We start from the raw sequence: 21,413 nt of genomic DNA on the forward strand, positions 1-21,413 counted from the left end.
TAGCTAGATCGCTTTTTAGATGTCGGTTTTAACGAACGGTTCTCACGACCTGGGTTTGTAACTACGTTCGCTCAGCAGCGCCTTAGGGCCTAACTTAAAATGACGCCGAACCTGGCGATGCCAGTTCCGACGCCATTTGTATCGTTACGCCAACAGGCGCTTTGGTAGCTGATCTCACGACCTAGTAAATATCATCACGGAACAAACCGACCACTTTTCCGAGAATGGTAACTTCATCAACGATGATAGGGTCTAGGTCGTCGTTTTCTGGTTGGAGCCGATAGTAACCGTCCTCTTTATAGAATCGTTTACAAGTGGCTTCGTTTTCGCTCGTCATTGCAATAACCACGTCACCATTGCTGGCAGCTGATTGACGGCGGACGATGACTTTGTCACCATTTAAAATCCCCATTTTAATCATACTAGTCCCTTTAATGGTGAGCATAAAGAGGTCATCATGGTCAGGAATTGTTGGGGGGATGGGGAAAAAGTCAGTCGCATCTTGTTCGGCTAAGATTGGTTCCCCAGCGGCAACTTCCCCTAAAAGTGGAATTTGATCTTGGTGGGGAGAAATGCCGAGTAATTCTAAGCCTAACGCCGTAATTTCAAGGGCGCGTGGCTTGGAGGGATCTTTATGGAGGTAGCTAGGTCAATTAAGCGTTTAATATGTCCATGGACGGTTGAGGTTGATGAAAGGTTAACCGCATTACAAATCTCACGAACCGTGGGTGGATAACCGTGTAAATCAACTTGTTGGTTGATGAAACTTAAAATTGCCAGTTGCTTATCGTGTGCATTCCGGGGCATGGTGGGAACTCCTTTAATGATTGATTAGTCTAATTTTAGCATGCAAACATTTGTTTGTAAAACGTACGTTCGGGATCGGAACTTGAATTTTAGGGCTTAGTTCAGTAAACTTAGAGACAAAGTTAGGGAAGGGATGGTTTTCACATGCCAGAATCACAAGAACAAACAGATTTGTTAAAACGGATTAATGAATTAGCTCATAAGAACAAAGCGGAAGGCTTAACGGCCGCAGAAAAGAAAGAACGGCAACAACTACGGGAACAATATTTGAAGAATTTCCGGGAAGCCTTTCGGAGTAACATTGAGTTAATGCAACTTTATGATAAAAGTGGGAAAGAAGTTACGCCGGAAAAGATTAAACAAATTCAACGCAAGCGGGGATTGCGTGACGATTAAGCATACCCAAGCCTTTTTAAGTCGTGTATAATAAATAATATTAAAATGAAGGAGGTCGCTTACCGTGGGTACAATTATCACAGTTGCGATTGTTGCATTATTAATTGGGGCATTAGCTGGTTTTTACGGCGCCCGGAAGTACATGGAAAACTATCTTCGGAATAATCCACCTATCAACGAAGATATGTTAAAAACGATGATGATGCAAATGGGTCAAAAGCCATCAGATCGTAAGTTGCACCAAATGGTTCAAGCCATGAAGGCGCAAGCTAAGAAGAGCAATAAATAATTAATAATAAAAGCGTCCAAATTTGGAACGCTTTTATTATTTGCTAGGATCATATTTAAAATCAGGATTAATTTGAGCATCCAGCGCATCAAATTGGGATTGCAGTTGAGCTTCGAGCGCTGCTTGATCTTCGTCAGTTAATTTGTTTTTACGATCAATGTAAATTGGATCACCAAAGGCCACTTGGCGCCGAGTTTTCCAAGTAAATAAGTCTTTAACTTGGAATGGCCCTTGATAAACGGCAGGTACAATTGGGACCCCTGCTAGTTTAGCAATTAAGAAGGCACCGCCCTTCATTTTCTTTGAGTGTCGGGATCCAGTTGGGAAAATCATCGTTGATAATTCCGTTTTCTTTAGTAAATTAACGGGTCCCTTAATGGCGGCCATCCCAGGATTCTTTCGATCAACAGGAAAGGCATGGAGTGATTTAATTAACCATGCGAATAATTTATTTTTGAATAATTCTTGTTTGGCCATAAATCCAAATTGTTTTGGGTAGGCAGCCAAGGCCAAGAATGGAGGGTCTAATAACGACCGATGGGGGGCAACTAAAATGTAGTTGCCTTGGGGAAGTTTTTCACGGTTATAAACCTTTTGACGACCGTTAACCAATGCTAACAAAGGCGCAAAAAGATAATAAACGATCCGATATAACATCACTAATTCCTCGCTTGTAATGGTATGATATGTAACAGTATGGACAATTCTTGCTCGAGTTGCAAGTAAAAATAGGGGGAAACTATGGAAGTAACCTTACGCCCAGATGAACGAATTGATCAATTAAGTAGTCAAGGCATCCAAATTATTCAAAGTAAAAATGTTTTTGCATTTTCACTCGACGCCGTGTTGTTAGCGCATTTTGTCCGTGAAAATAAACGTCACAAGTTAACGACGGTGGATTTGTGTGCTGGGAATGGGGCGATTGGCTTATTCTTAAATCGTAAGTTAGGTGGTCAAATTTACGAAGTCGAAATTCAACCGCGCTTAGCTGATATGGCGGAGCGAAGTGTTAAGTTAAATGACTTAACCGATCGATATACGGTGATTAATGATGATTTAGCAAATGTAAATCAATATGTACCCAAGGATGCGGCGGACATTGTGACTTGTAATCCACCATACTTTAAAGTCACGCCGGCCAGTCAAAAGAATCCGAACCAACATTTAGCGATTGCCCGCCATGAATTAACGACCACGTTAGAAAGGGTTGTTGAGCAAATGAGTGGATTATTAAAAACGAATGGGCATGGCTATTTAGTGCACCGGCCTGATCGGTTAAGTGAAATTATTATGACGTTAGAACAACACCGGTTGGTACCGAAACGCATTCAATTTATTGTGCCAAAACCCGGTCAAGAAGCCAATATGGTATTAATTGATGCGATTAAGGATGCGAAAGCGGGTGGAACCAAAGTGTTGCCTGAATTTGTCGTGGCTGATAATCATGGTCAATATACTAAGCAAATGATGGAGATTTTAAATGGACCAACCCGGTAAACATTATTTTATGTATGTTTTGTTGTGTGCTGATCAAACGCTGTATTGTGGGTTTACGGACGACGTTTTCCGGCGGCTGAAAACTCACCAAGCTAAAAAGGGGGCTAAGTATACCCGGGTAGCTAGTCGTCATCCGCTCCAATTAATTTATTATGCCGAGTACGCGACCAAGCGGGAAGCGTTGCAAGCCGAGGCGCTGTTTAAACGTTTAACAAGAGTTCAAAAGGAAGATTATTTGCAAAAACATGGTGTGAAACTATTTCACAAACTTGGATAATGGTGTATGATGAAAGCGTAATCTTTTTAGACAAGTAAAGGAGCATGAGATTATGAAGATTTTAGCTTACGGTGTACGCGATGACGAAATGCCATACTTAGAAGAATGGCAAAAGCAAAACCCAGACGTTGAAGTAAAGGCCGTTCCGGAATTAATTACGGATGAAACGGTTGAATGGGCCAAGGGCTATGATGGGTTGATGTTTACCAACAACTTCCATACACGGACACGGTCTTTGAAAAGTTAGATTCATATGGTATCCACAATGTTTCATTACGGAACGTTGGGGTTGATAACATGAACCCAGAAGCTGTTAAGAAGTACAACATGAACATCACGAATGTGCCAGTTTACTCACCAGCAGCGATTGCTGAATTCTCAGTTGCTCAATTAATGAACCTCTTACGGCGGACGAAGGAATACTTCCACAAGTTTGACCGGAACGACTACCGTTGGGCACCACAAATTTCACACGAATTAAACGACCAAGTAGTTGGGGTAATTGGGACTGGTCACATCGGTCAAGTTGCCATTAACATCTACAAAGGTTTCGGGGCTAAGGTTATTGCTTACGACAAGTTCCACAATCCAGAACTTGAAAAGGAAGGCCTTTACGTTGATTCATTAGAAGAACTTTACAAGCAAGCAACGGTAATCACGTTACACATTCCATTGTTCCCAGAAACGGAACACATGTTAGACAAGGCAGCCTTCGATCAAATGAACGATGGGGTCTTCATTGTGAACGCATCTCGTGGTCCACTGATTGATGAAAGTGCGTTAATTGACGCCCTTGATTCTGGTAAGGTTGCTGGGGCTGCCCTTGACGTGCTTGAAGATGAAACGAAGGTCTTCAACAAGGACTTAACTGGTAAGAACATGGATTACCCAGAATTCTGGAACCTTACGTCACGTGAAAACGTCTTAGTTTCACCTCACACGGCCTTCTACACGGATGTGGCCGTTAAGAACATGGTTCAATACAGCCTTTCTGCTAACAAGGACTTAATTGAAACGGGTACGTCTGACAAGTTAGTTAAGTTTTAATTAGTTAATTGATTTAGCCAAAAAGCGTCGGGAAAATTCCGGACGCTTTTTTGTTAGATTGCTTGCAACAAGCCTAATTAATTTGGTAAACTATCAATTGGCGTTAAAAGCCGAATTCACACCTGGTTGTGATGGTGATAAATGTGCCATATTGGTGTTATTGCCAGCCTAAGCACCAGGGAGGAAAAACTATTTTTATTGGAGGAAATTACTCATGCCTGTAGTAAGTATGAAGCAATTACTTGAAGCCGGTGTCCACTTTGGTCACCAAACTCGTCGTTGGAACCCTAAGATGGCTGAATACATCTTTACGGAACGTAACGGTATCTACATCATTGACTTACAAAAGACGGTCAAGATGGTTGACGCTGCTTACAACTACGTTAAGGAAGCCGCTGCTAACGATGGTGTTGTTCTTTTCGTTGGGACGAAGAAGCAAGCCCAAGATTCAGTTGAAGAAGAAGCTAAGCGTGCTGGTCAATACTTCATCAACCACCGTTGGTTAGGTGGGACGTTGACTAACTGGAAGACGATCCAATCTCGGATCAAGCGCCTTAAGGAATTAAAGCAATGGCCGAAGATGGTACGTTTGATCGTTTACCAAAGAAGGAAGTTGCAGTTTTAACTAAGCAACGTGAAAAGCTTGAACGCTTCCTTGGTGGGATTGAAGACATGCCTCGGATTCCAGACGTACTTTACGTTGTGGACCCACACAAGGAACAAATCGCAGTTAGCGAAGCTAAGAAGCTTCACATTCCAATCGTTGCCATGGTTGACACGAACTCAGACCCTGACGACATTGATGTAATCATTCCATCAAACGATGACGCTATCCGGGCCGTTCGTTTAATCACGGCTAAGATGGCTGACGCTGTAATCGAAGGTAAGCAAGGTGAAGACGACAACGTTGAAGCCGCTGCTGAAGAAACGGTTTCTGCAGATTCATTAAAGGATCTTAAGGACAGCGTTGAAGGCAACAACTAAACAAAATAGTTAAACCTTAGGCTGTTTTGCAGGAAGGACCATCTGGCCTGAGTGCAAAAACAGCTTTTTTTGAAAAAAAGAGGAGAATTAAAATGGCTGAAATTAGTGCTAAGTTAGTTATGGATTTACGTAAGAAGTCTGGTGCCGGAATCATGGACGCCAAGAAGGCCTTAGTGGCTTCTGATGGTGACATGGACAAGGCCATGGATTACTTACGTGAAAAGGGGATTGCCAAGGCGGCTAAGAAGAGCGACCGGATTGCGGCTGAAGGGTTAACGGAAATTGCCGTTGACGGTAACACGGCCGTGGTTGTGGAATTAAACTCTGAAACGGACTTCGTGGCTGCTTCTGATCCATTCAAGGAAGAATTAAAGGATGTGACAGCTTTAATCGCTGCTAACAAGCCAGCTGATGTTGAAGCTGCTTTACAACTTCCAACGGCTAACGGAACGGTTAATGATGACCTTATCTCAACGACGCAAAAGACGGGGGAAAAGGTTAGCCTTCGTCGGTTTGAATTAGTTGAAAAGGCTGATGGCGACAACTTTGGTGCTTACTTACACCAAGGTGGCCGGATTGCGGCTTTAGTTGTCTTAGAAGGTGCTGACGAAGCAACGGCTAAGGACGTGGCAATGCACGTGGCAGCCATCAACCCAGAATTTATGACGCGTGAAGACGTATCCCAAGAACGTCTTGACCATGAAAAGGCAATCTTCACGGAAGAAACGCTCAACGAAGGTAAGCCTGCTAACATCGTTGAAAAGATCGTTGAAGGCCGGATGAACAAGTTCTTATCACAAATCTGCTTGGCAGACCAAGACTTTGTTAAGGACTCTGACATGACGGTTGCTGAATACGTTGCTTCTAAGGGTGGTAAGTTGAAGTCATTCGTACGTTACGAAGTTGGTGAAGGGATCGAAAAGAAGGTTACGAACCTCGCCGAAGAAATCAGCGCACAACTTAACAAGTAATTAATTTAAAAGGGCGGACTAATTTTGTGCGTCCTTTTTTGCGAAGAACTCAACCTGTAAAAGGAGCTAATCATGGCTGAAAATATTAAGTACAAACGCGTGGTGATGAAGTTAAGTGGGGAAGCCTTAGCCGGAGAACAAGGCTTTGGGATTAACCCACCAGAAATCATGACGGTCGCCAAGGAATTAAAAGAAGTTTACGAAATGGGCGTCCAAATCGCATCGTGGTTGGTGGTGGTAACATGTGGCGTGGAATTACCGGGGAAAAACTCGGAATGGAACGGGCCCAAGCCGACTACATTGGGATGCTTGGAACGATTATGAACGCCTTGTCCTTGCAAGATGCCTTAGAATCTCTTGATGTCCCAACGCGGGTCCAAACTTCAATTGAAATGCGGCAAATTGCGGAACCTTACATCCGGCGTAAGGCGATTCGGCACCTTGAAAAAGGACGGGTCGTTATCTTTGCTGGGGGGACGGGGAGTCCTTACTTCTCAACTGATACCACGGCTGCTTTACGGGCGGCTGAAATCAACGCCGAAGCCATTTTAATGGCTAAGAATGGGGTTGATGGGGTTTACTCAGCTGATCCAAACAAGGATGAAACAGCCGTTAAGTTTGATCGTTTAACGCATATGGATATTATTCAAAAGCAATTAAACGTCATGGACTCCACGGCAAGTACCTTATCAATGGACAACAACATTTCCTTAGTCGTCTTTAACTTGAACACACCTGGTAACATCGTCAAGGTGGTTAAGGGTGAAAATATCGGAACGACGATTGAAGGTGAATAATTAAAACAAGCTCTAAGTAGTCATATTGGCTAGTTAGAGCTTTTATGTGTATGCAATCATGAATGGAATCATGAATTAGATTAGTGTATAATCGTTAGTTAGAATGAACAAAATTAAAGGAGATTTTTCCATGACGGGTAAAGAAATTTTAGCAGAAGCTAAAGATAAGATGACAAAGACCGGGGATGCTTTAAAGCGGACGTTAGCTGATATTCGGGCCGGCCGGGCGAACGCTAGTGTCTTAAACCCAGTTTCAGTTGAATACTACGGCCCCAACGCCATTAAACCAATTAGCTTCGATTACGATTCCCGAAGCACGGCAATTATTAGTAACGCCATTTGATAAGTCAACGTTAGAAGACATTGAACACGCTATTTACGCGGCTAACTTGGGCTTAACCCCGCAAAATGATGGGACGGCAATCCGGATTGTAATTCCACAATTGACGGAAGAACGCCGGAAGGAACTCGTTAAGGACGTGAAGGCGGAATTAGAAAATGCTAAGGTTGCTATTCGGAATGTCCGCCGGGAAGCCATGGACCAACTTAAGAAGGGAAACAAGGATGGCGATTTTGCCGAAGATGAATTCCACGACTTAGAAAAGAAGGTTCAAGCTGAAACGGACGAAGGAATTAATAACTTAGAAACGATTGCAGCAGCCAAGGAAAAAGAATTATTAGAAGTTTAATCATACATTAAACGCCACGCAACGGGTGCGACTTCTCCGCTGAATCGCGCTCGTTTTTCTTTGGGTAAATTCATGACGATTAATAGGCGAATCTATTGATATCTGTTATCATTAAAGGGTATGAAATAAAAACTATTGGGGGAACTCATGGAAAATACGACCATGCAATTAGATCGCGAACGGATTCCCAAACACATTGCTATCATTATGGATGGTAATGGACGCTGGGCCCAAGCGCGACATTTACCACGAGTGGCTGGGCATCAACAAGGAATGCAAACCGTTAAAAAGGTGACGATTGCCGCCAGTCAACTTGGTGTGAAAGTTTTAAGTTTGTATGCTTTTTCAACGGAAAATTGGAAACGCCCACAAACAGAAGTGAAGTTTTTAATGCAATTACCCGGTAAGTTCTTTAGTACCTTTGTGCCGGACTTAATTGCCAATAACGTGCGGGTACAGGTAATGGGGGATTTGACCCAATTACCATCAGCGACGCAACAAGTGGTCCAAAAAGCGATGGATGATACCAAAGCTTGTGACGGAATGATTTTAAACTTTGCCCTTAATTATGGTGGTCGGGACGAAATTGTGCGGGCAACGCAGCAAATTGCCAAGCAAGTCGCTGCTGGTGAATTAACGGCTGACCAAATTGACGAAACAACATTAACGAACGCGATGATGACCAGCGAGTTAGGTGAATATGCGGATCCAGAATTGATGATCCGGACGAGTGGAGAACAACGGATTAGTAATTTCATGTTATGGCAATTAGCATATAGCGAATTTGTCTTTGTTAATCAACATTGGCCTGATTTTGATGGTGAGTCACTAGCACAAGCAATTTTAACCTTCCAAAGTCGGCATCGACGGTTTGGTGGGTTAAAGAATCAATAGGAGAAATTAACAATGAAAACACGGATTATTACGGCAATTATTGCCTTAGCCGTTTTTATTCCCTTGATTTTGATTGGGAAATTACCATTAACTATTTTTGCGCTTATTCTAGCCTTAATCGGGATGAGTGAATTAATTACGATGAAGAAACTGTACATGGTTTCGTTTGCGGCAGCAGTAAGTTTTATTGGGACAATCATCGTGGCCATGCCGGATAAATGGGTAGCTTGGATGCCGGATCAATTAGGGCGGACCACCTTAATTTACATCGTGGCAATGATGCTCTTAGCGCACACAGTTTTTCATAAGCAACGCTTTAATTTTGAAGATGCGGCGGTGTTAGTACTGGGAATGCTCTACATTGGTTTTGGTTTCAATGCCTTAGTGATTGCCCGGTCAGTTAATTTTGAAACACTTTTATACGGGATGTTAGTTGTCTGGTTGACCGATAGTTTCGCCTATTTCTGCGGGCGGATGTTTGGAAAGCATAAATTAGCCCCTAAAGTTAGCCCGAATAAAACGTTGGAAGGTTCATTAGGTGGGACCATTGTGGCAACCTTAGTATTAGCAATTTATCTGCACTTCTTCCCAGTTGGTTATGCTAACCAAGGTTTAATGATTGCGATGACGTTTGTTTTATCGGTCTTAGGTCAAATTGGTGACTTGATTGAATCGGCGTTTAAACGTTACTATGGCGTTAAGGATTCCGGTAAATTGTTACCAGGACATGGGGGAATTCTTGACCGCTTTGACAGTATGTTAGTTGTCCTACCGGCTATGTATATTCTCGGGATGCTCTAAACAAAAGGAGGCCGCCGTGCTAGTTACAATTATTGCCTTTATTTTAATCTTTGGAATTTTAGTGCTGGTGCACGAATACGGCCACTATTATTTTGCCAAGCGGGCGGGCGTCTTAGTCCGCGAGTTTTCGATTGGCATGGGTCCCAAAATTTGGTGGCAACAGCGTCATGGCACGACGTATACGATTCGGCTGTTACCAGTGGGAGGTTATGTGCGGCTCGCGGGGATGGATGAAGATGCTGATCAACTCCGCCCCGGAATGCCAGTGACCTTACAATTGAACGACGCGCAAGCAGTTACATTAATCAATACTAGTGACCAACCATTACGTTATCCGGGGATTCCGGTCCGGGTTGTGGACTTTGATTTGGTTGATGGTTTATGGCTGGAAGGTTATGAAAATGATGACGAAACCCAGGTTAAACGGTACGCCGTTGACCATGACGCACTGTTAATCGAACGGGACGGCACCCAGGTTCGGATTGCCCCCCGCGATGTCCGGTTTAATTCGGCCTCATTACCGCACCGGATGATGATTAACTTTGCCGGGGCAATGAATAATTTTATTCTTGCGTTAGTTTTATTTATTGGGCTGGGCTTTTTGATGCCGAAAGTTCCCATTAATACGAATCAATTAGGGGGCGTGGCCAAACATTCACCAGCGCAAGTGGTTGGCTTGCAAGCTGGGGATAAAATTACCGCGGTCGGGAAGCAACAAGTTAAAAATTGGGACCAATTGACCACGACGATTGCCCAAACGAAGGATGCTCAAACCACGATTACATATCGGCGGCATGGGCAGCTCAAACGGCAAGCGGTAAAATTAAAAGCGGTCAAGCAAAATGGCCAACGTCAATATCAATTAGGGATTTACCAAGCCCAGAGTTCGAAATTTGCGGATCGCATGCAATACGGGTGGCAAATGTTTGCCCGGGCAGGGACGTTAATTTTTACGGCGTTAGGCCAAATGATGCACGGCTTCTCGCTCAATGATTTAGGTGGCCCAGTTGCTATTTATGCCACGACCTCGCAAGCAACCCATTTTGGATTCCTTGGAGTCGTTTCGTTCTTAGCGATGCTCTCAATTAACCTAGGGATTATGAACCTCTTACCAATTCCAGCTTTGGATGGGGGCAAGTTATTACTCAACATTGTCGAAGCCATTATTCGGCGCCCAATTCCGGCGAAGTTTGAAGGGATTGTTAATTTAGTTGGGGTCGTATTCTTATTAATTTTAATGTTATTGGTAACGTTCAATGATATTCAACGTTACTTAATGTAAAAGGAGATTTTTCATGAAACAATCACGGATGTTATTACCAACACTCAAAGAAGCACCAAGTGATGCCGAAGCGTTAAGCCATCAAATGATGGTGCGGGCCGGCTACATTTACCAAGTGTCAGCTGGGGTGTGGGCTTATTTACCATTAGCAGATCGCGTCTTAAAGAAGATTAACCAAATTATCCGCGAAGAAATGGATAAGGTAAATGGGGTTGAAATGATGACGCCAATGGTCTTGCCAGCGGAATTATGGCAAGAATCTAACCGGTATGAATCATATGGTCCCAACCTGTTTAAGTTAAAGGATCGCAAAGACCGGGATTTAATCTTAGGCCCAACGCACGAAGAAACGATGACGGAAATTGTACGGGATTCAATTAAGTCGTACAAGAAGTTACCACTCTTGTTATACCAAATTCAAGATAAGTTCCGGGATGAAGATCGGCCACGTTACGGGATCTTACGGGGGAAGGAATTCTTGATGCAAGATGCCTATTCCTTTAGTGCTGATCAAGCGGGGTTAGATGCGATTTATGATGATATGGCGGTCGCTTACCGCAACATTTTTGATCGGGTGGGGTTAAACTACAAGGTCATCTACGCTGATTCTGGGGCCATGGGTGGTAACGGCTCGCAAGAGTTCTCAGCACCAGCGCCAGTAGGTGAAGATACGATTGCCTACACGGATGGTGATTACGCCGCCAATATTGAAATCGCGGAAAGTCAATTTGTTGGTGAACAACAAACAGCTACGCCAGCGGACTTAACGAAGCAAGCCACACCAGGCGCCCACTCAGTTGATGAAGCCGCCGCCGCGCTTGATTTACCAGCTTCCCAAGTCATGAAGTCAATGCTTTACATGGCGGAAACTGGTGATGACAAGCAAGCTATCTTAGTCTTAATGCGGGGCAATGATGAAGTCAATGAAGTTAAGCTTAGCAAGCACGTGGCCGCGGATGAAATTCGCTTAGCAACGGAAGAAGAAACGGTGGCCGTGCTTGGTGCTAACCCAGGGTCACTTGGCCCAGTGGGCGTTGGTGAAGAGGTCCGGATTTTAGCTGACCGTTACTTAGAAGGGATGGTTAACTTAGCAGCCGGAGCCAATGAAGATGGCTTCCATTACATTAACGTTAACCGTGATCGTGACTTCCGAGTGGATGAGTTTGGTGACTTCCGGAACGTCAAGGAAGGCGAATTGGCCCCTGATGGCAAGCCATTGAAGTTCACGCGGGGGATTGAAATCGGGCACATCTTTAAGCTCGGGACGCGCTATTCAGAAAGCCTTGGTGCAAGGTCTTGGATCAAAACGGTCGTGAACAAGACATCATCATGGGTTGTTACGGGATTGGGATTTCCCGGTTATTATCCGCAATTGCGGAACAAACGGCGGATGAACACGGATTAGTTTGGCCTAAAGCCGTGGCACCATTTGATATTCATGTCATTCCAGCGAATGCCAAGAATGAAGAACAAATGAGCAATGCCGAAGCGATTACGAAGACGTTAGAAGCCGCTGGTTACGAAGTCTTACTTGATGACCGGAAGGAACGGGCCGGGGTGAAGTTTGCGGATTCCGACTTAATCGGGCTGCCAATTCGGGTCACCGTTGGGAAGATGATTGGTGACGGAATCGTCGAAGTTAAGGTTCGGCAATCTGGCGAAAGTTTTGACGTCGCCATTGATGACTTAGTGGCAAAAATCGAATCATTAGAAGCGTAAACAAATGAGGGTGGTCTAATTTTTGACCCCCTTCTTTGTTGTTTATGAGGAGGAAAAATCGTGGCCTTAAGTGCAACGCAACAATTTGAAAAATTACTCCAACAAATTCAATATCAAGACCCAGCTCTGACGAACGGGGCCGTGGAACAAGTCGTTGTTCATCAACAATCACGGGTGTGGGAAATTACCTTAACGTTCCCGCAAGTCTTACCCTTTGCGGTTTATCAAGGCTTATTACAAGCGATGGCAATGAGCTTCCAACAATTAGCCCAAGCAGGGGTAGTGTTGCATATCAAAACCCCAATGAAAACGTTGGATAATCACTTAATTGGTGAATACTGGGCGGGGGTAATTCGGCAGTTTGCTGGTGATACCGGGATGGCGCGTGAATTGGCGCAAACTTGCGAACCTCAATTAGTGGACGGCCAAGTGCAAGTATCCTTAGAAAATGAACAAGTGGCCTCATTTGTCGAACGGAAGCTGTTTGGAATTATTGAACAAGGGTACCAAGAAGTGGGGTTCCCGGCCTTTAAATTGCGGGCCTTTGTTGATCAGGCCGTTTCGCAAGCCCACCGCGAAGCGATTCAAGCGAAAAAAGAAGCGGCCGAGCAAGCTTTGATGGCCCAAGCGATGGAACAAATTCAGCAGCAAAAGGCCGCTGCGGACCAGCCCGAACCAGTAACGGGACCGGTGATGATTGGGAAGGAAATTAATCCTAAATTTGAGATTCAACGGATGCGCACGATTGTGGAAGAAGAACGCAGTGTCGTAGTGGAAGGCTTTATTTTTGCGAAGGAAGTCCGGGAATTACGTTCTGGTCGGCAATTAATGGTCTTAGAAGTAACGGATTATACTTCGTCCTTTGCGGTTAAGAAGTTCTCGCGGGATAAAAATGATGAAGCGCAATTTGAGGCGATTAAGGAAGGCATGTGGGTTAAAATTCGGGGGTCCGTCCAAGAAGATACTTACATGAATGACCTCACCATTAACGCCTTTGATATTAATGAAGTTAGCCATGCTAGTCGGCAAGATACGGCGCCGGCTGACCAAAAACGGGTTGAATTACATTTGCATAGTTCAATGAGTACGATGGACGCCACCAATCCGGTGGGGGATTATGTTAAGCAAGCGATTAAATGGGGCCACCCGGCGATTGCGATTACTGACCATGCTGGGGTGCAGGCCTTTCCGGAAGCCTTTAGTAAATCCGGGGACAAGATTAAAATGTTGTACGGGGTTGAAGCCAACGTGGTTGATGACGGCGTGCCGTTGGTGTACAACGAAAATCATGAACCCTTGAAAGGGCATGAATATGTTATCTTCGACGTGGAAACGACCGGGTTGTCGGCGATTTATGACCGCTTAATTCAAGTCTCGGCCGTGCGGATGCAAAATGGTGAAGTTCTGGATCGGTTCGATGAATTTATTGATCCGGGGTTCCCATTGTCAGCTCAAACGACCGAATTAACGAGTATTACCAATGAAATGGTGGCGGGGTCAAAAACTGAAGCGGAAGTCTTACAACTGTTCCGTGATTTCTGTGGCGATGCAATTGTCGCGGGACACAACGTTTCCTTTGACTTGGGCTTTATGAATACGGCCTATGAACGTCATAATATGCCGACGATTAGTGCGCCGGTGATTGATACCTTACCCCTGGCGCGGTTCTTATACCCTGAATTACGGGGTTACCGGTTAAACACGTTAAGTAAGAAATTTAAGATTCCATTGGAACACCACCACTTAGCGAGTTATGACTCGGAAGCCACGGGACATTTATTGGAAATCTTCTTAAAAGATGCGGAAAGTCGCTATCAAGTAACCTATGTGGATGATTTGAATCAACATATGGAAGAACATGATGCTTACAAGCACGCCCGGCCGTTCCACGTAACGATTTTGGCGCAAACTCAAGCGGGATGAAGAACCTGTTCAAATTAGTGTCATTATCTAATGTGGAATACTTCCACCGGATTCCCCGGATTCCGCGGAGTGTGTTAAACCGTTATCGCGATGGTTTATTGTTAGGTTCAGCTTGTGCGAATGGGGAAGTCTTTACGGCGATGATGCAAAAAGGGTATCAAGCGGCCAAAGAAAAGGCCCGCTACTATGATTACCTCGAAGTGCAACCCAAGCCGAATTATGCGCCGTTACTTGAGCAACAATTAGTCGCCGATGAAGCCACTTGGAAGATATTATTCAAAATATGGTTAAGTTAGGCCAAGAATTGGATAAACCAGTGGTGGCGACTGGCGATGCCCACTACTTAAACCCCGAAGACGCGATTTATCGGAAAATTTTGATTAGTTCCCAAGGGGGGGCCAATCAATTAAACCGGACGCAACGACCGGATGTCCATTTCCGCTCCACAGATGAAATGCTGGAATTATTTGATTTCTTAGGGGCTGATTTAGCCAAGCAAATTGTGGTGGACAACACCCATCAAGTGGCGGATATGTTGATGATGGCTCCATCCGGTCCAAGATAAGTTATATCCACCGAACATTCCAGGCGCCAATGATGAATTGTATAACCGGACCTGGGAAACGGCCAAGCAATGGTACGGTGAAGACATGCCCGATTTTGTCCGCGAACGGATTAAAATTGAGCTTGATAGTATCATTGGGAACGGATTCGCGGTGATTTACTTAATTGCCCAACGCCTCGTAGCGAAATCTAATAAGGATGGGTACTTAGTTGGTTCGCGGGGGTCGGTTGGTTCGAGTGTGGTGGCCACCTTTACCGGAATTACCGAAGTTAACCCGCTGCCACCACATTATCGGTGTCCTAATTGTCAATATTCGCACTTCTATACGAAGGGGGAATATAGTTCGGGCTTTGACTTGCCAGATAAAGCATGTCCAAAGTGTGGGACGTTAATGATTGGGGACGGGCATGATATTCCGTTCCAAACGTTCCTAGGCTTTAGTGGGAATAAGGTGCCAGATATCGATTTGAACTTCTCTGGGGACTACCAACCAATTGCGCACAACTATATGAAGGTCATGTTCGGGGAAAATAATGTGTACCGGGCCGGCACGATTGCGACCGTCGCTGATAAGACGGCGTATGGATACGTTAAAGGTTACGAACGGGATCATGAAATTCAGTTTAGAAAAGCGGAAGAGGACCGGTTAGCCAAGGGGGCCACCGGGGTGAAGCGGACAACTGGGCAACACCCGGCCGGGATTTTGATTGTGCCGGATGATAAGGAAATTTTTGACTTTACTCCGGTGCAATACCCGGCCGATGATCAAACGGCGGCCTGGGAAACGACCCACTTCGATTTCCACTCGATTCACGATAACATTTTGAAGATGGATATTTTGGGGCATGATGACCCGACTATGATTCGGGCACTCCAAGATTTATCCGGAATTGATCCGCAAACGATTCCGATGGATGATCCGGGAGTGATGAGTTTGTTCTCAAGTCCCGAAATTCTCGGAGTGACCGAAGAACAAATTAACAGTAAAACCGGGACGCTCGGGATTCCAGAATTTGGGACCCGCTTTGTCCGCGGGATGTTAGAAGATACGCACCCATCTAATTACTCGGAATTACTGCAAATTTCCGGGTTATCCCACGGGACCGGGGTGTGGTTGGAAAACGCCCAAGAATTAATCAAGAATGGGACGGCGACAATTGCCAACGTGATTGGATGTCGGGATAACATCATGACCGACTTGATTCACTACGGGCTGGATTCCGAAACCTCCTTCCAAGTGATGGAACACGTTCGGAAAGGGAAGGGAATTCCGGAAGACTGGCAAGCGGAAATGCTGCGGGTCGGGGTGCCCCAATGGTACTTAGATTCTTGTTTGAAGATTAAGTACATGTTCCCGCGGGCCCACGCGGCGGCGTACGTCTTAATGGCGTTACGGATTGCTTACTTCAAGACGTACTTCCCATTAGTTTACTATGCGGCTTACTTCTCCGTACGGGCGGATGATTTTGATATCGTCGCGATGAGCCGGGGCAAAGAAGCCGTCAAGCAAGCAATGCATGACATTACCAGTAAGGGCAACGATGCCTCAGCGAAGGAAAAGAGTTTGCTAACGATTTTAGAATTAGCCAATGAAATGCTTGAACGGGGCTTCAAGTTTAAGATGGTTGATTTAGAAAAATCCGATGCGACGGATTGGTTAATGGAAAACGGTGATACTTTGATTGCGCCATTCCGGGCAATTCCAGGGCTTGGGATTAGCGTGGCCAAGCAAATCGTGGCCGCCCGCGAAGAACGAGAATTCTTGTCGAAAGAAGATCTTAAAGAACGCGGGAAGGTTTCGAATACATTAATCGAGTTTATGACCGAGAACCGGGTGTTGGATAGTTTACCGGATTCAAATCAATTGGATCTGTTCGCTGACTTAGGCTTATAAATTAAACAAGGCACTAACCTGAAAGATAATTTCAAGTTAGTGCCTTGTTGAAGACGATTAATTAATTTAACTAATCACAAACCCAAAACCTTGAAATTTTTCCGAATTACCTTGTCAGTGCCATGATGGTTCGCTACAATAGCAACAACTCAAGCTACTTCGAACCCATCAAGGAGAAATAAGATGCGAATTTACTTAGCAGGCCCATTTTTTTTAGTGACGAACAAATTGCGCGAGTCGCCAAGTTAGAACAAGCACTTGCGGCTAATCCGAGTGTTGATGAAGTCTTTAGTCCGCGGTTAGATAAATCATGGACGGGGGAAGAAGGCACCCCGGCGTGGGCAGATTACATTTTCAAAATGGATACCAGTCAAATTGATGAAGCGGATGCCTTAGTCGTGGTTCATGATTATCTACATGTCAACATGGACTCAGGAACGGCCTTTGAAGTGGGGTACGCTTACCGGAGCCAAACGCCAATTGTAGTGGTGCAAGAATTAACGGATGAACCAGTGAACTTAATGATTGGCCAAGCCCTCCAAACGTATTTGACTGATCCAAATGAAATTGCGACCTTAGACTTCAATAATTTACCAACGATTCCGTATGAAGGAAAAACATTCTAATTAAACCAAAAGCTCGCTGCTAAAATTTGGCAACGAGCTTTATTGTTTACAGGGATGGATAACTAGCTAAGGTTTTGACTTGGTCCCCGAGGTGCTGGTCATTGATATAGTTAATCATGGTTGTTAAATCTACGGGCCCGAAGTGATCATTTTGCCCCGGCATGGTGGCGTCGTTTCTCAAGGCACTAATTGTGATTTGATTACCCTGGCGCGTGAAGCTAACATACGAGTCAACGTTCCCGGGGGCAATGCTCGTCCACTCAGATCCGGCGCCAACCGTTAATTTATGCATATTTTTAATGGCAGTTAACGTCCGCGTAAGGCTTTGATTACTGGAGTGGTGAGCGCCATAGATTAAGACGACCATGGCTAATTCATTGTTCGACAATTGGCCCGCTGTTAATTTATCTGACTCGGTAGGTGTTGAAGCGGGCGTGGAACTCGTTGCCGGCTCCGAGGAGGGCACCGTAATTTTCTGTTCATCACTTTGCTTCGTAGTGGCAGCTGTTTTTGCCGGTGTGGTTGATGGTGTCGTTTGTGATTGATGATAGTAATAGTAACCACCCCCGAGGAGGGCGATCATAATTAAGCTGATTGCGAATGATTTTAACTTCATAGTAACCTCAAGTTGATTATTTTAATGGCTGGGTGATTCGGTCTAAAATCATCATTTGTTGCATCGTTTGAGCTTCGGTAACTAAGACTGGTTGGTGATTAATTAAGGTGTCATATAGCGCATCATAAAACCGACCGTTGTCACCCGGTACCGTTGGGACGGCTTCTTCGTGATATTGTCCCTGGTCGTCATAGTAAGTTAGCGTACCGTAATGTTGGGGTTGATCGAGGCCGAAGTCGTCATGATCAGGAAGGTAGAATTTCTTTAAATCGGCTTCCTGACGATCTTTGTCAGCTTTCATGAACATTCCGCGTTGACCATAAACCACAAAACTGGGGCGTGGTTTAATCCGGAAGTAACTCGATTTGATGGAAACTTTGAGTCCACCAGGGGTTATTGGCATCGCACTCGTTTCCGGTTGATAATAAAAATCAAGATCGAAGTAATCGTTCATTCGTCCGGTTCCTAGCAGTTGGCGGACGTCAGCATGATAGCTAGTTGGTTGCCCAAAATAAGCAAGCACCTGGTCAACGGTGTGACAAGCATGATTATAAACATATGAACTAGCTTTATCGTAATGATCAGTGGCCAGGGGAACTTCGGGCCGGAAGTAATCAAAATGCATTTCGACTTCGGTTAACGGACCTAACTTACCACTTTCAATCACGGATTGGGTCGTTAGAAAATCACTGTCAAATCGGCGATTTTGGTAGCCTTGAATCATTAATCCCTTGGCTTTAGCTAAGTCAAATAACTCTTGGGCCTCCGCCACGGAATGCGTGAATGGTTTTTCTAAGACGACATTTTTACCAGCTAATAAGACTTGCTTGGCAATTTGATAGTGGGTTTCAGGGGGCGTAGTAACGACGACCACGTCAATCGTTGTATCGGTTAATAAATCATCAACTTGATTGGTGTAGGTGATATTTTCCCAGCGCGGCCAGTCATTTTTTTAAAGTCCGGGCATAAATGGTTTTAACTCTAATCTTAGCTTGCCGGCGCATTAAAAATGGCAAGTGGTAGCGATTAGTACTTTTCCCATTACCATAGTAGCCAATGGTTAATTGTTGGTTTGACATGGTGAATCCTCCAATGAATGTAAATGTGGCATCATTATGATTAATTGTATCAAAAAAGACCAATTAGCGTGGGGCTAATTGATCAAGGGTGATGAATTTATTCAGTACTTGGTTAGTTTCCGACTACCGTTGATTCATCTACAATACCAGGGTTCGAGGATTGTGAATTTCCTGTAGTAGCTGCTAAATTATTAGGGCCATTGGTAACGGTCGTTTCTGGTTTGGAAGTATTCTGACTTGGTGTGTAGCTACGTGTCCGCCACGTTGAATTAGAATTTGTCCGCAGCTTAGAAGTCGTTTGCGTTTGACTATCATTGTTAGTTGAAGAGTCATTATTATTACTATCAGTTTGACTATTGTTGTCATTGTTGCTGTTAGTCGTATTATCACTAGCAGTTTGGCTATCAGTGCTAGTAGATTCAGCCATTTCTTCCTTCTTAGCGTGGTGCTTTTTGTGTTTCTTCGGCGCGAAAAGTGGTTTTTTTCTTCACGTGCGCAATTTCATCACTACCACTTTGACCAAAGGTTTGAATTAAGCCTCCGGTAAAACTAAAGACCATGATTAATAATAGAAGGTAATTAATGGTTTTTTGCCCTGTTGTTAAAGGTCGGAAACCACGGGTAATTACTCGACGGCGGCGGGTAGCAGCCATGACCGCATAAATGGCACCTACCACTAAAAAGACAATAAATAACATTTTTATCTCATTGTTAGTTTAAATCATACATTAACAATTCTTTCAAATTTAGGGAAAAAAAGTCAAGTTAAACTCAAGACAATTGCTTGCGATACCACTTTAAGTTGCGTAAAATTAAGTCCAAGTAATTAACGGAGGAAAGATCGATGCCAGAACAATATCCAGGTCCAAAGGGATTAATCCCAGTAACGAGTGGGAAAGCTGAAGATGCAAATATCATTACTCGACAATATTTAGATTCAATTTTAGTTGAAATGCGGGTGTTAGATGCCGTCGAACCTGATTTACGGACGACGATTTTTGGTCACGAATTTACGAGTCCAATCGTCATGCCGGCTTTTTCTCACTTAAACCATGTTGGTGAAAATGGTCGGAAACCGATGACCGAAAATGCCTGGGCCGCGAAGAAAATGGGGATGATGAATTGGGTTGGGATGGAACCAAACGAAACGTTTGAAGAAATCGCCGCCGTTGGGGTCCCAACCATTCGGAATATTAAGCCGTTTGCGGATCATAATCGGATTTTGAATGAAATTGCCCATTCCAAAGCCCAGGGCGCCTTGGCGGTCGGAATGGATATTTGCCACGTTCCTGGTGAAAATGGGAAGTATGACGTAGTGGATGGCATTCCGCTTGGCCCAGTGACGGTGGATGATTTAAAGACGTATGTCCAAGCGGCCGGCGAGACACCGTTTGTAGCCAAAGGGGTCTTATCGGTAACTGATGCCTTGAAAGCTCGCGAAGCCGGGGTCAAGGGGATTGTCATTTCCCATCACCATGGTCGGTTACCATTTGCGACGCCACCACTGCTGTTACTACCGGAAATTAAGGCGGCCCTCAAGGGAACTGATATCACCATTTTTGTCGATGGTGGGATTGAAACTGGTTATGATGCTTATAAAGCGTTAGCCCTTGGCGCGGATGCCGTTTCGGTTGGTCGAGCAATTTTGTGGCCATTACTAAAGGAGGCTACTCCTGGGTGATGCGCCAAGTAGCCAAAATGAATCAAGAATTATCACAAATGATGATGTATACCAACGTCCATGATACGAAGTCATTTGACGATAGTGTCTTACATTTACCACGTTAAAAAAACTCCGGCCGCTTTATTGAAGCGACCGGTTTTCTTCGTTAAAATGGATAAGATGGAATTAATGAGAGGAGGCGGCCGTTGTGCAATTACCAGCCGCATTTATTGATAAATACTTAGACTTACTGGGTCCGACGGAAGGCCCAGCGTTTATTGAGGCGTTGACGACGGGGCAAGCCCAAGCTGGTTATCGGGTCAATCCATTACACGCAGCTTTATCCCCTGATGATAATCCTGTTCCTGGGGTTGCTACTGGCTATTTTGGTAAAGTCAGTGGTAAAAGCTTGATCATGTGACGGGCTGGGTTTATAGCCAAGAACCATCCGCCATGCAAGTGGGGGAAGTTGTCGATCCGCAACCGGGTGAGACGGTACTGGATTTATGTGCTGCCCCGGGTGGGAAAAGTACGCATTTAATCGGAAAGATGGCCGATCAAGGCTTATTAGTGGCCAACGAAATCTTTCCAAAACGC

At 44.6% G+C, this 21,413-nt stretch carries 13 protein-coding genes and 10 pseudogenes; 17 read left to right on the forward strand and 6 right to left on the reverse strand.

Features of this window, described 5'->3' with window-relative positions; translation table 11 throughout:
• Nucleotides 1-181: 181 nt before the first annotated feature.
• Nucleotides 182-807: pseudogene (gene lexA, locus JCM14505_RS07800) on the reverse strand (transcriptional repressor LexA).
• A 144-nt stretch (nucleotides 808-951) separates the two neighbouring features.
• On the opposite strand from lexA, the gene JCM14505_RS07805 reads away from it, so the two are divergent.
• On the forward strand, nucleotides 952-1,203 hold the full coding sequence (locus tag JCM14505_RS07805) for a DUF896 domain-containing protein (RefSeq protein WP_054653886.1): 252 nt from the start codon (nucleotides 952-954) through the stop codon (nucleotides 1,201-1,203).
• A 64-nt stretch (nucleotides 1,204-1,267) separates the two neighbouring features.
• Entirely contained in the window at nucleotides 1,268-1,492 is a 225-nt protein-coding gene (locus JCM14505_RS07810; protein WP_054653888.1) for a YneF family protein, read from the forward strand.
• Nucleotides 1,493-1,528: 36 nt separating this feature from the next.
• Here the strand turns inward: JCM14505_RS07810 and JCM14505_RS07815 are convergent, their stop codons facing one another.
• Nucleotides 1,529-2,149 carry a lysophospholipid acyltransferase family protein gene (locus JCM14505_RS07815; RefSeq protein WP_054653890.1) on the reverse strand — a complete coding sequence of 207 codons (621 nt, stop codon included), beginning with the start codon at nucleotides 2,147-2,149 and terminating at the stop codon, nucleotides 1,529-1,531.
• Nucleotides 2,150-2,233: 84 nt separating this feature from the next.
• Here JCM14505_RS07815 and JCM14505_RS07820 point away from each other — a divergent pair, with 84 nt between their 5' ends.
• The 13 genes and pseudogenes from JCM14505_RS07820 to JCM14505_RS07880 all read left to right on the forward strand — a co-directional run bounded on the left by JCM14505_RS07820 (nucleotide 2,234) and on the right by JCM14505_RS07880 (nucleotide 17,458).
• Nucleotides 2,234-2,989 (forward strand): tRNA1(Val) (adenine(37)-N6)-methyltransferase, encoded by a 756-nt coding sequence (locus JCM14505_RS07820; protein ID WP_054653892.1) that lies wholly within the window; start codon nucleotides 2,234-2,236, stop codon nucleotides 2,987-2,989.
• Nucleotides 2,973-3,266 carry a GIY-YIG nuclease family protein gene (locus JCM14505_RS07825; RefSeq protein ID WP_054653894.1) on the forward strand — a complete coding sequence of 98 codons (294 nt, stop codon included), beginning with the start codon at nucleotides 2,973-2,975 and terminating at the stop codon, nucleotides 3,264-3,266. The genes JCM14505_RS07820 and JCM14505_RS07825 overlap by 17 nt, the downstream gene beginning before the upstream one ends.
• Before the next feature lie 52 nt (nucleotides 3,267-3,318).
• A pseudogene (locus JCM14505_RS07830) lies at nucleotides 3,319-4,313 on the forward strand (D-2-hydroxyacid dehydrogenase).
• A 214-nt stretch (nucleotides 4,314-4,527) separates the two neighbouring features.
• Nucleotides 4,528-5,297: pseudogene (rpsB, locus tag JCM14505_RS07835) on the forward strand (30S ribosomal protein S2).
• A gap of 92 nt (nucleotides 5,298-5,389) precedes the next feature.
• A complete protein-coding gene (gene tsf, locus JCM14505_RS07840; protein ID WP_054653898.1) occupies nucleotides 5,390-6,268 on the forward strand; it encodes a translation elongation factor Ts in 879 nt (292 codons plus the stop codon).
• 72 nt (nucleotides 6,269-6,340) lie between these two features.
• Nucleotides 6,341-7,065 (forward strand): annotated as a pseudogene (gene pyrH / locus JCM14505_RS07845) (UMP kinase).
• Between the two features lie 130 nt (nucleotides 7,066-7,195).
• Nucleotides 7,196-7,754, forward strand: a pseudogene (gene frr / locus JCM14505_RS07850) (ribosome recycling factor).
• Nucleotides 7,755-7,901: 147 nt separating this feature from the next.
• A complete protein-coding gene (uppS, locus tag JCM14505_RS07855) occupies nucleotides 7,902-8,648 on the forward strand; it encodes an undecaprenyl pyrophosphate synthase (protein ID WP_054653900.1) in 747 nt (248 codons plus the stop codon).
• 12 nt (nucleotides 8,649-8,660) lie between these two features.
• Entirely contained in the window at nucleotides 8,661-9,449 is a 789-nt protein-coding gene (locus JCM14505_RS07860) for a phosphatidate cytidylyltransferase (RefSeq protein ID WP_054653902.1), read from the forward strand.
• 16 nt (nucleotides 9,450-9,465) lie between these two features.
• On the forward strand, nucleotides 9,466-10,731 hold the full coding sequence (rseP, locus tag JCM14505_RS07865) for an RIP metalloprotease RseP (RefSeq protein WP_054653904.1): 1,266 nt from the start codon (nucleotides 9,466-9,468) through the stop codon (nucleotides 10,729-10,731).
• 13 nt (nucleotides 10,732-10,744) lie between these two features.
• Nucleotides 10,745-12,450 (forward strand): annotated as a pseudogene (locus JCM14505_RS07870) (proline--tRNA ligase).
• Between the two features lie 60 nt (nucleotides 12,451-12,510).
• A pseudogene (locus JCM14505_RS07875) lies at nucleotides 12,511-16,832 on the forward strand (PolC-type DNA polymerase III).
• Nucleotides 16,833-17,059: 227 nt separating this feature from the next.
• Complete coding sequence (locus tag JCM14505_RS07880) at nucleotides 17,060-17,458, forward strand: nucleoside 2-deoxyribosyltransferase (RefSeq protein WP_263848978.1); 399 nt, start codon at nucleotides 17,060-17,062, stop codon at nucleotides 17,456-17,458.
• Nucleotides 17,459-17,504: 46 nt separating this feature from the next.
• Here the strand turns inward: JCM14505_RS07880 and JCM14505_RS07885 are convergent, their stop codons facing one another.
• From JCM14505_RS07885 to JCM14505_RS07900, 4 genes and pseudogenes are all read right to left on the reverse strand, one after another.
• Nucleotides 17,505-18,074 carry a hypothetical protein gene (locus tag JCM14505_RS07885; RefSeq protein ID WP_054653906.1) on the reverse strand — a complete coding sequence of 190 codons (570 nt, stop codon included), beginning with the start codon at nucleotides 18,072-18,074 and terminating at the stop codon, nucleotides 17,505-17,507.
• Between the two features lie 16 nt (nucleotides 18,075-18,090).
• Nucleotides 18,091-19,153, reverse strand: a pseudogene (locus JCM14505_RS07890) (Gfo/Idh/MocA family oxidoreductase).
• A 112-nt stretch (nucleotides 19,154-19,265) separates the two neighbouring features.
• Nucleotides 19,266-19,580: a hypothetical protein gene (locus JCM14505_RS07895; RefSeq protein ID WP_054653908.1), complete on the reverse strand. Its 315-nt coding sequence runs from the start codon at nucleotides 19,578-19,580 to the stop codon at nucleotides 19,266-19,268.
• 10 nt (nucleotides 19,581-19,590) lie between these two features.
• Nucleotides 19,591-19,851 (reverse strand): hypothetical protein, encoded by a 261-nt coding sequence (locus tag JCM14505_RS07900; RefSeq protein ID WP_054653910.1) that lies wholly within the window; start codon nucleotides 19,849-19,851, stop codon nucleotides 19,591-19,593.
• A 146-nt stretch (nucleotides 19,852-19,997) separates the two neighbouring features.
• Between JCM14505_RS07900 and JCM14505_RS07905 the strand changes: the two are divergent.
• Together JCM14505_RS07905 and JCM14505_RS08800 are read left to right on the forward strand one after the other, a co-directional pair.
• Nucleotides 19,998-20,941 (forward strand): annotated as a pseudogene (locus tag JCM14505_RS07905) (alpha-hydroxy-acid oxidizing protein).
• A gap of 83 nt (nucleotides 20,942-21,024) precedes the next feature.
• Nucleotides 21,025-21,413 (forward strand): annotated as a pseudogene (locus tag JCM14505_RS08800) (RNA methyltransferase); the annotation flags it as partial.

This window comes from Limosilactobacillus equigenerosi DSM 18793 = JCM 14505, assembly GCF_001311375.1.
GTDB lineage: Bacteria > Bacillota > Bacilli > Lactobacillales > Lactobacillaceae > Limosilactobacillus > Limosilactobacillus equigenerosi.

Coding starts and splice junctions, on each gene's coding strand:
- JCM14505_RS07805 (WP_054653886.1), top strand. CDS start 952: ATGCCAGAATCACAAGAACAAACAGATTTGTTAAAACGGATTAATGAA.
- JCM14505_RS07815 (WP_054653890.1), bottom strand. CDS start 2,149: ATGTTATATCGGATCGTTTATTATCTTTTTGCGCCTTTGTTAGCATTG.
- JCM14505_RS07820 (WP_054653892.1), top strand. CDS start 2,234: ATGGAAGTAACCTTACGCCCAGATGAACGAATTGATCAATTAAGTAGT.
- JCM14505_RS07825 (WP_054653894.1), top strand. CDS start 2,973: ATGGACCAACCCGGTAAACATTATTTTATGTATGTTTTGTTGTGTGCT.
- tsf (WP_054653898.1), top strand. CDS start 5,390: ATGGCTGAAATTAGTGCTAAGTTAGTTATGGATTTACGTAAGAAGTCT.
- uppS (WP_054653900.1), top strand. CDS start 7,902: ATGGAAAATACGACCATGCAATTAGATCGCGAACGGATTCCCAAACAC.
- JCM14505_RS07860 (WP_054653902.1), top strand. CDS start 8,661: ATGAAAACACGGATTATTACGGCAATTATTGCCTTAGCCGTTTTTATT.
- JCM14505_RS07885 (WP_054653906.1), bottom strand. CDS start 18,074: ATGAAGTTAAAATCATTCGCAATCAGCTTAATTATGATCGCCCTCCTC.
- JCM14505_RS07895 (WP_054653908.1), bottom strand. CDS start 19,580: ATGGCTGAATCTACTAGCACTGATAGCCAAACTGCTAGTGATAATACG.
- JCM14505_RS07900 (WP_054653910.1), bottom strand. CDS start 19,851: ATGTTATTTATTGTCTTTTTAGTGGTAGGTGCCATTTATGCGGTCATG.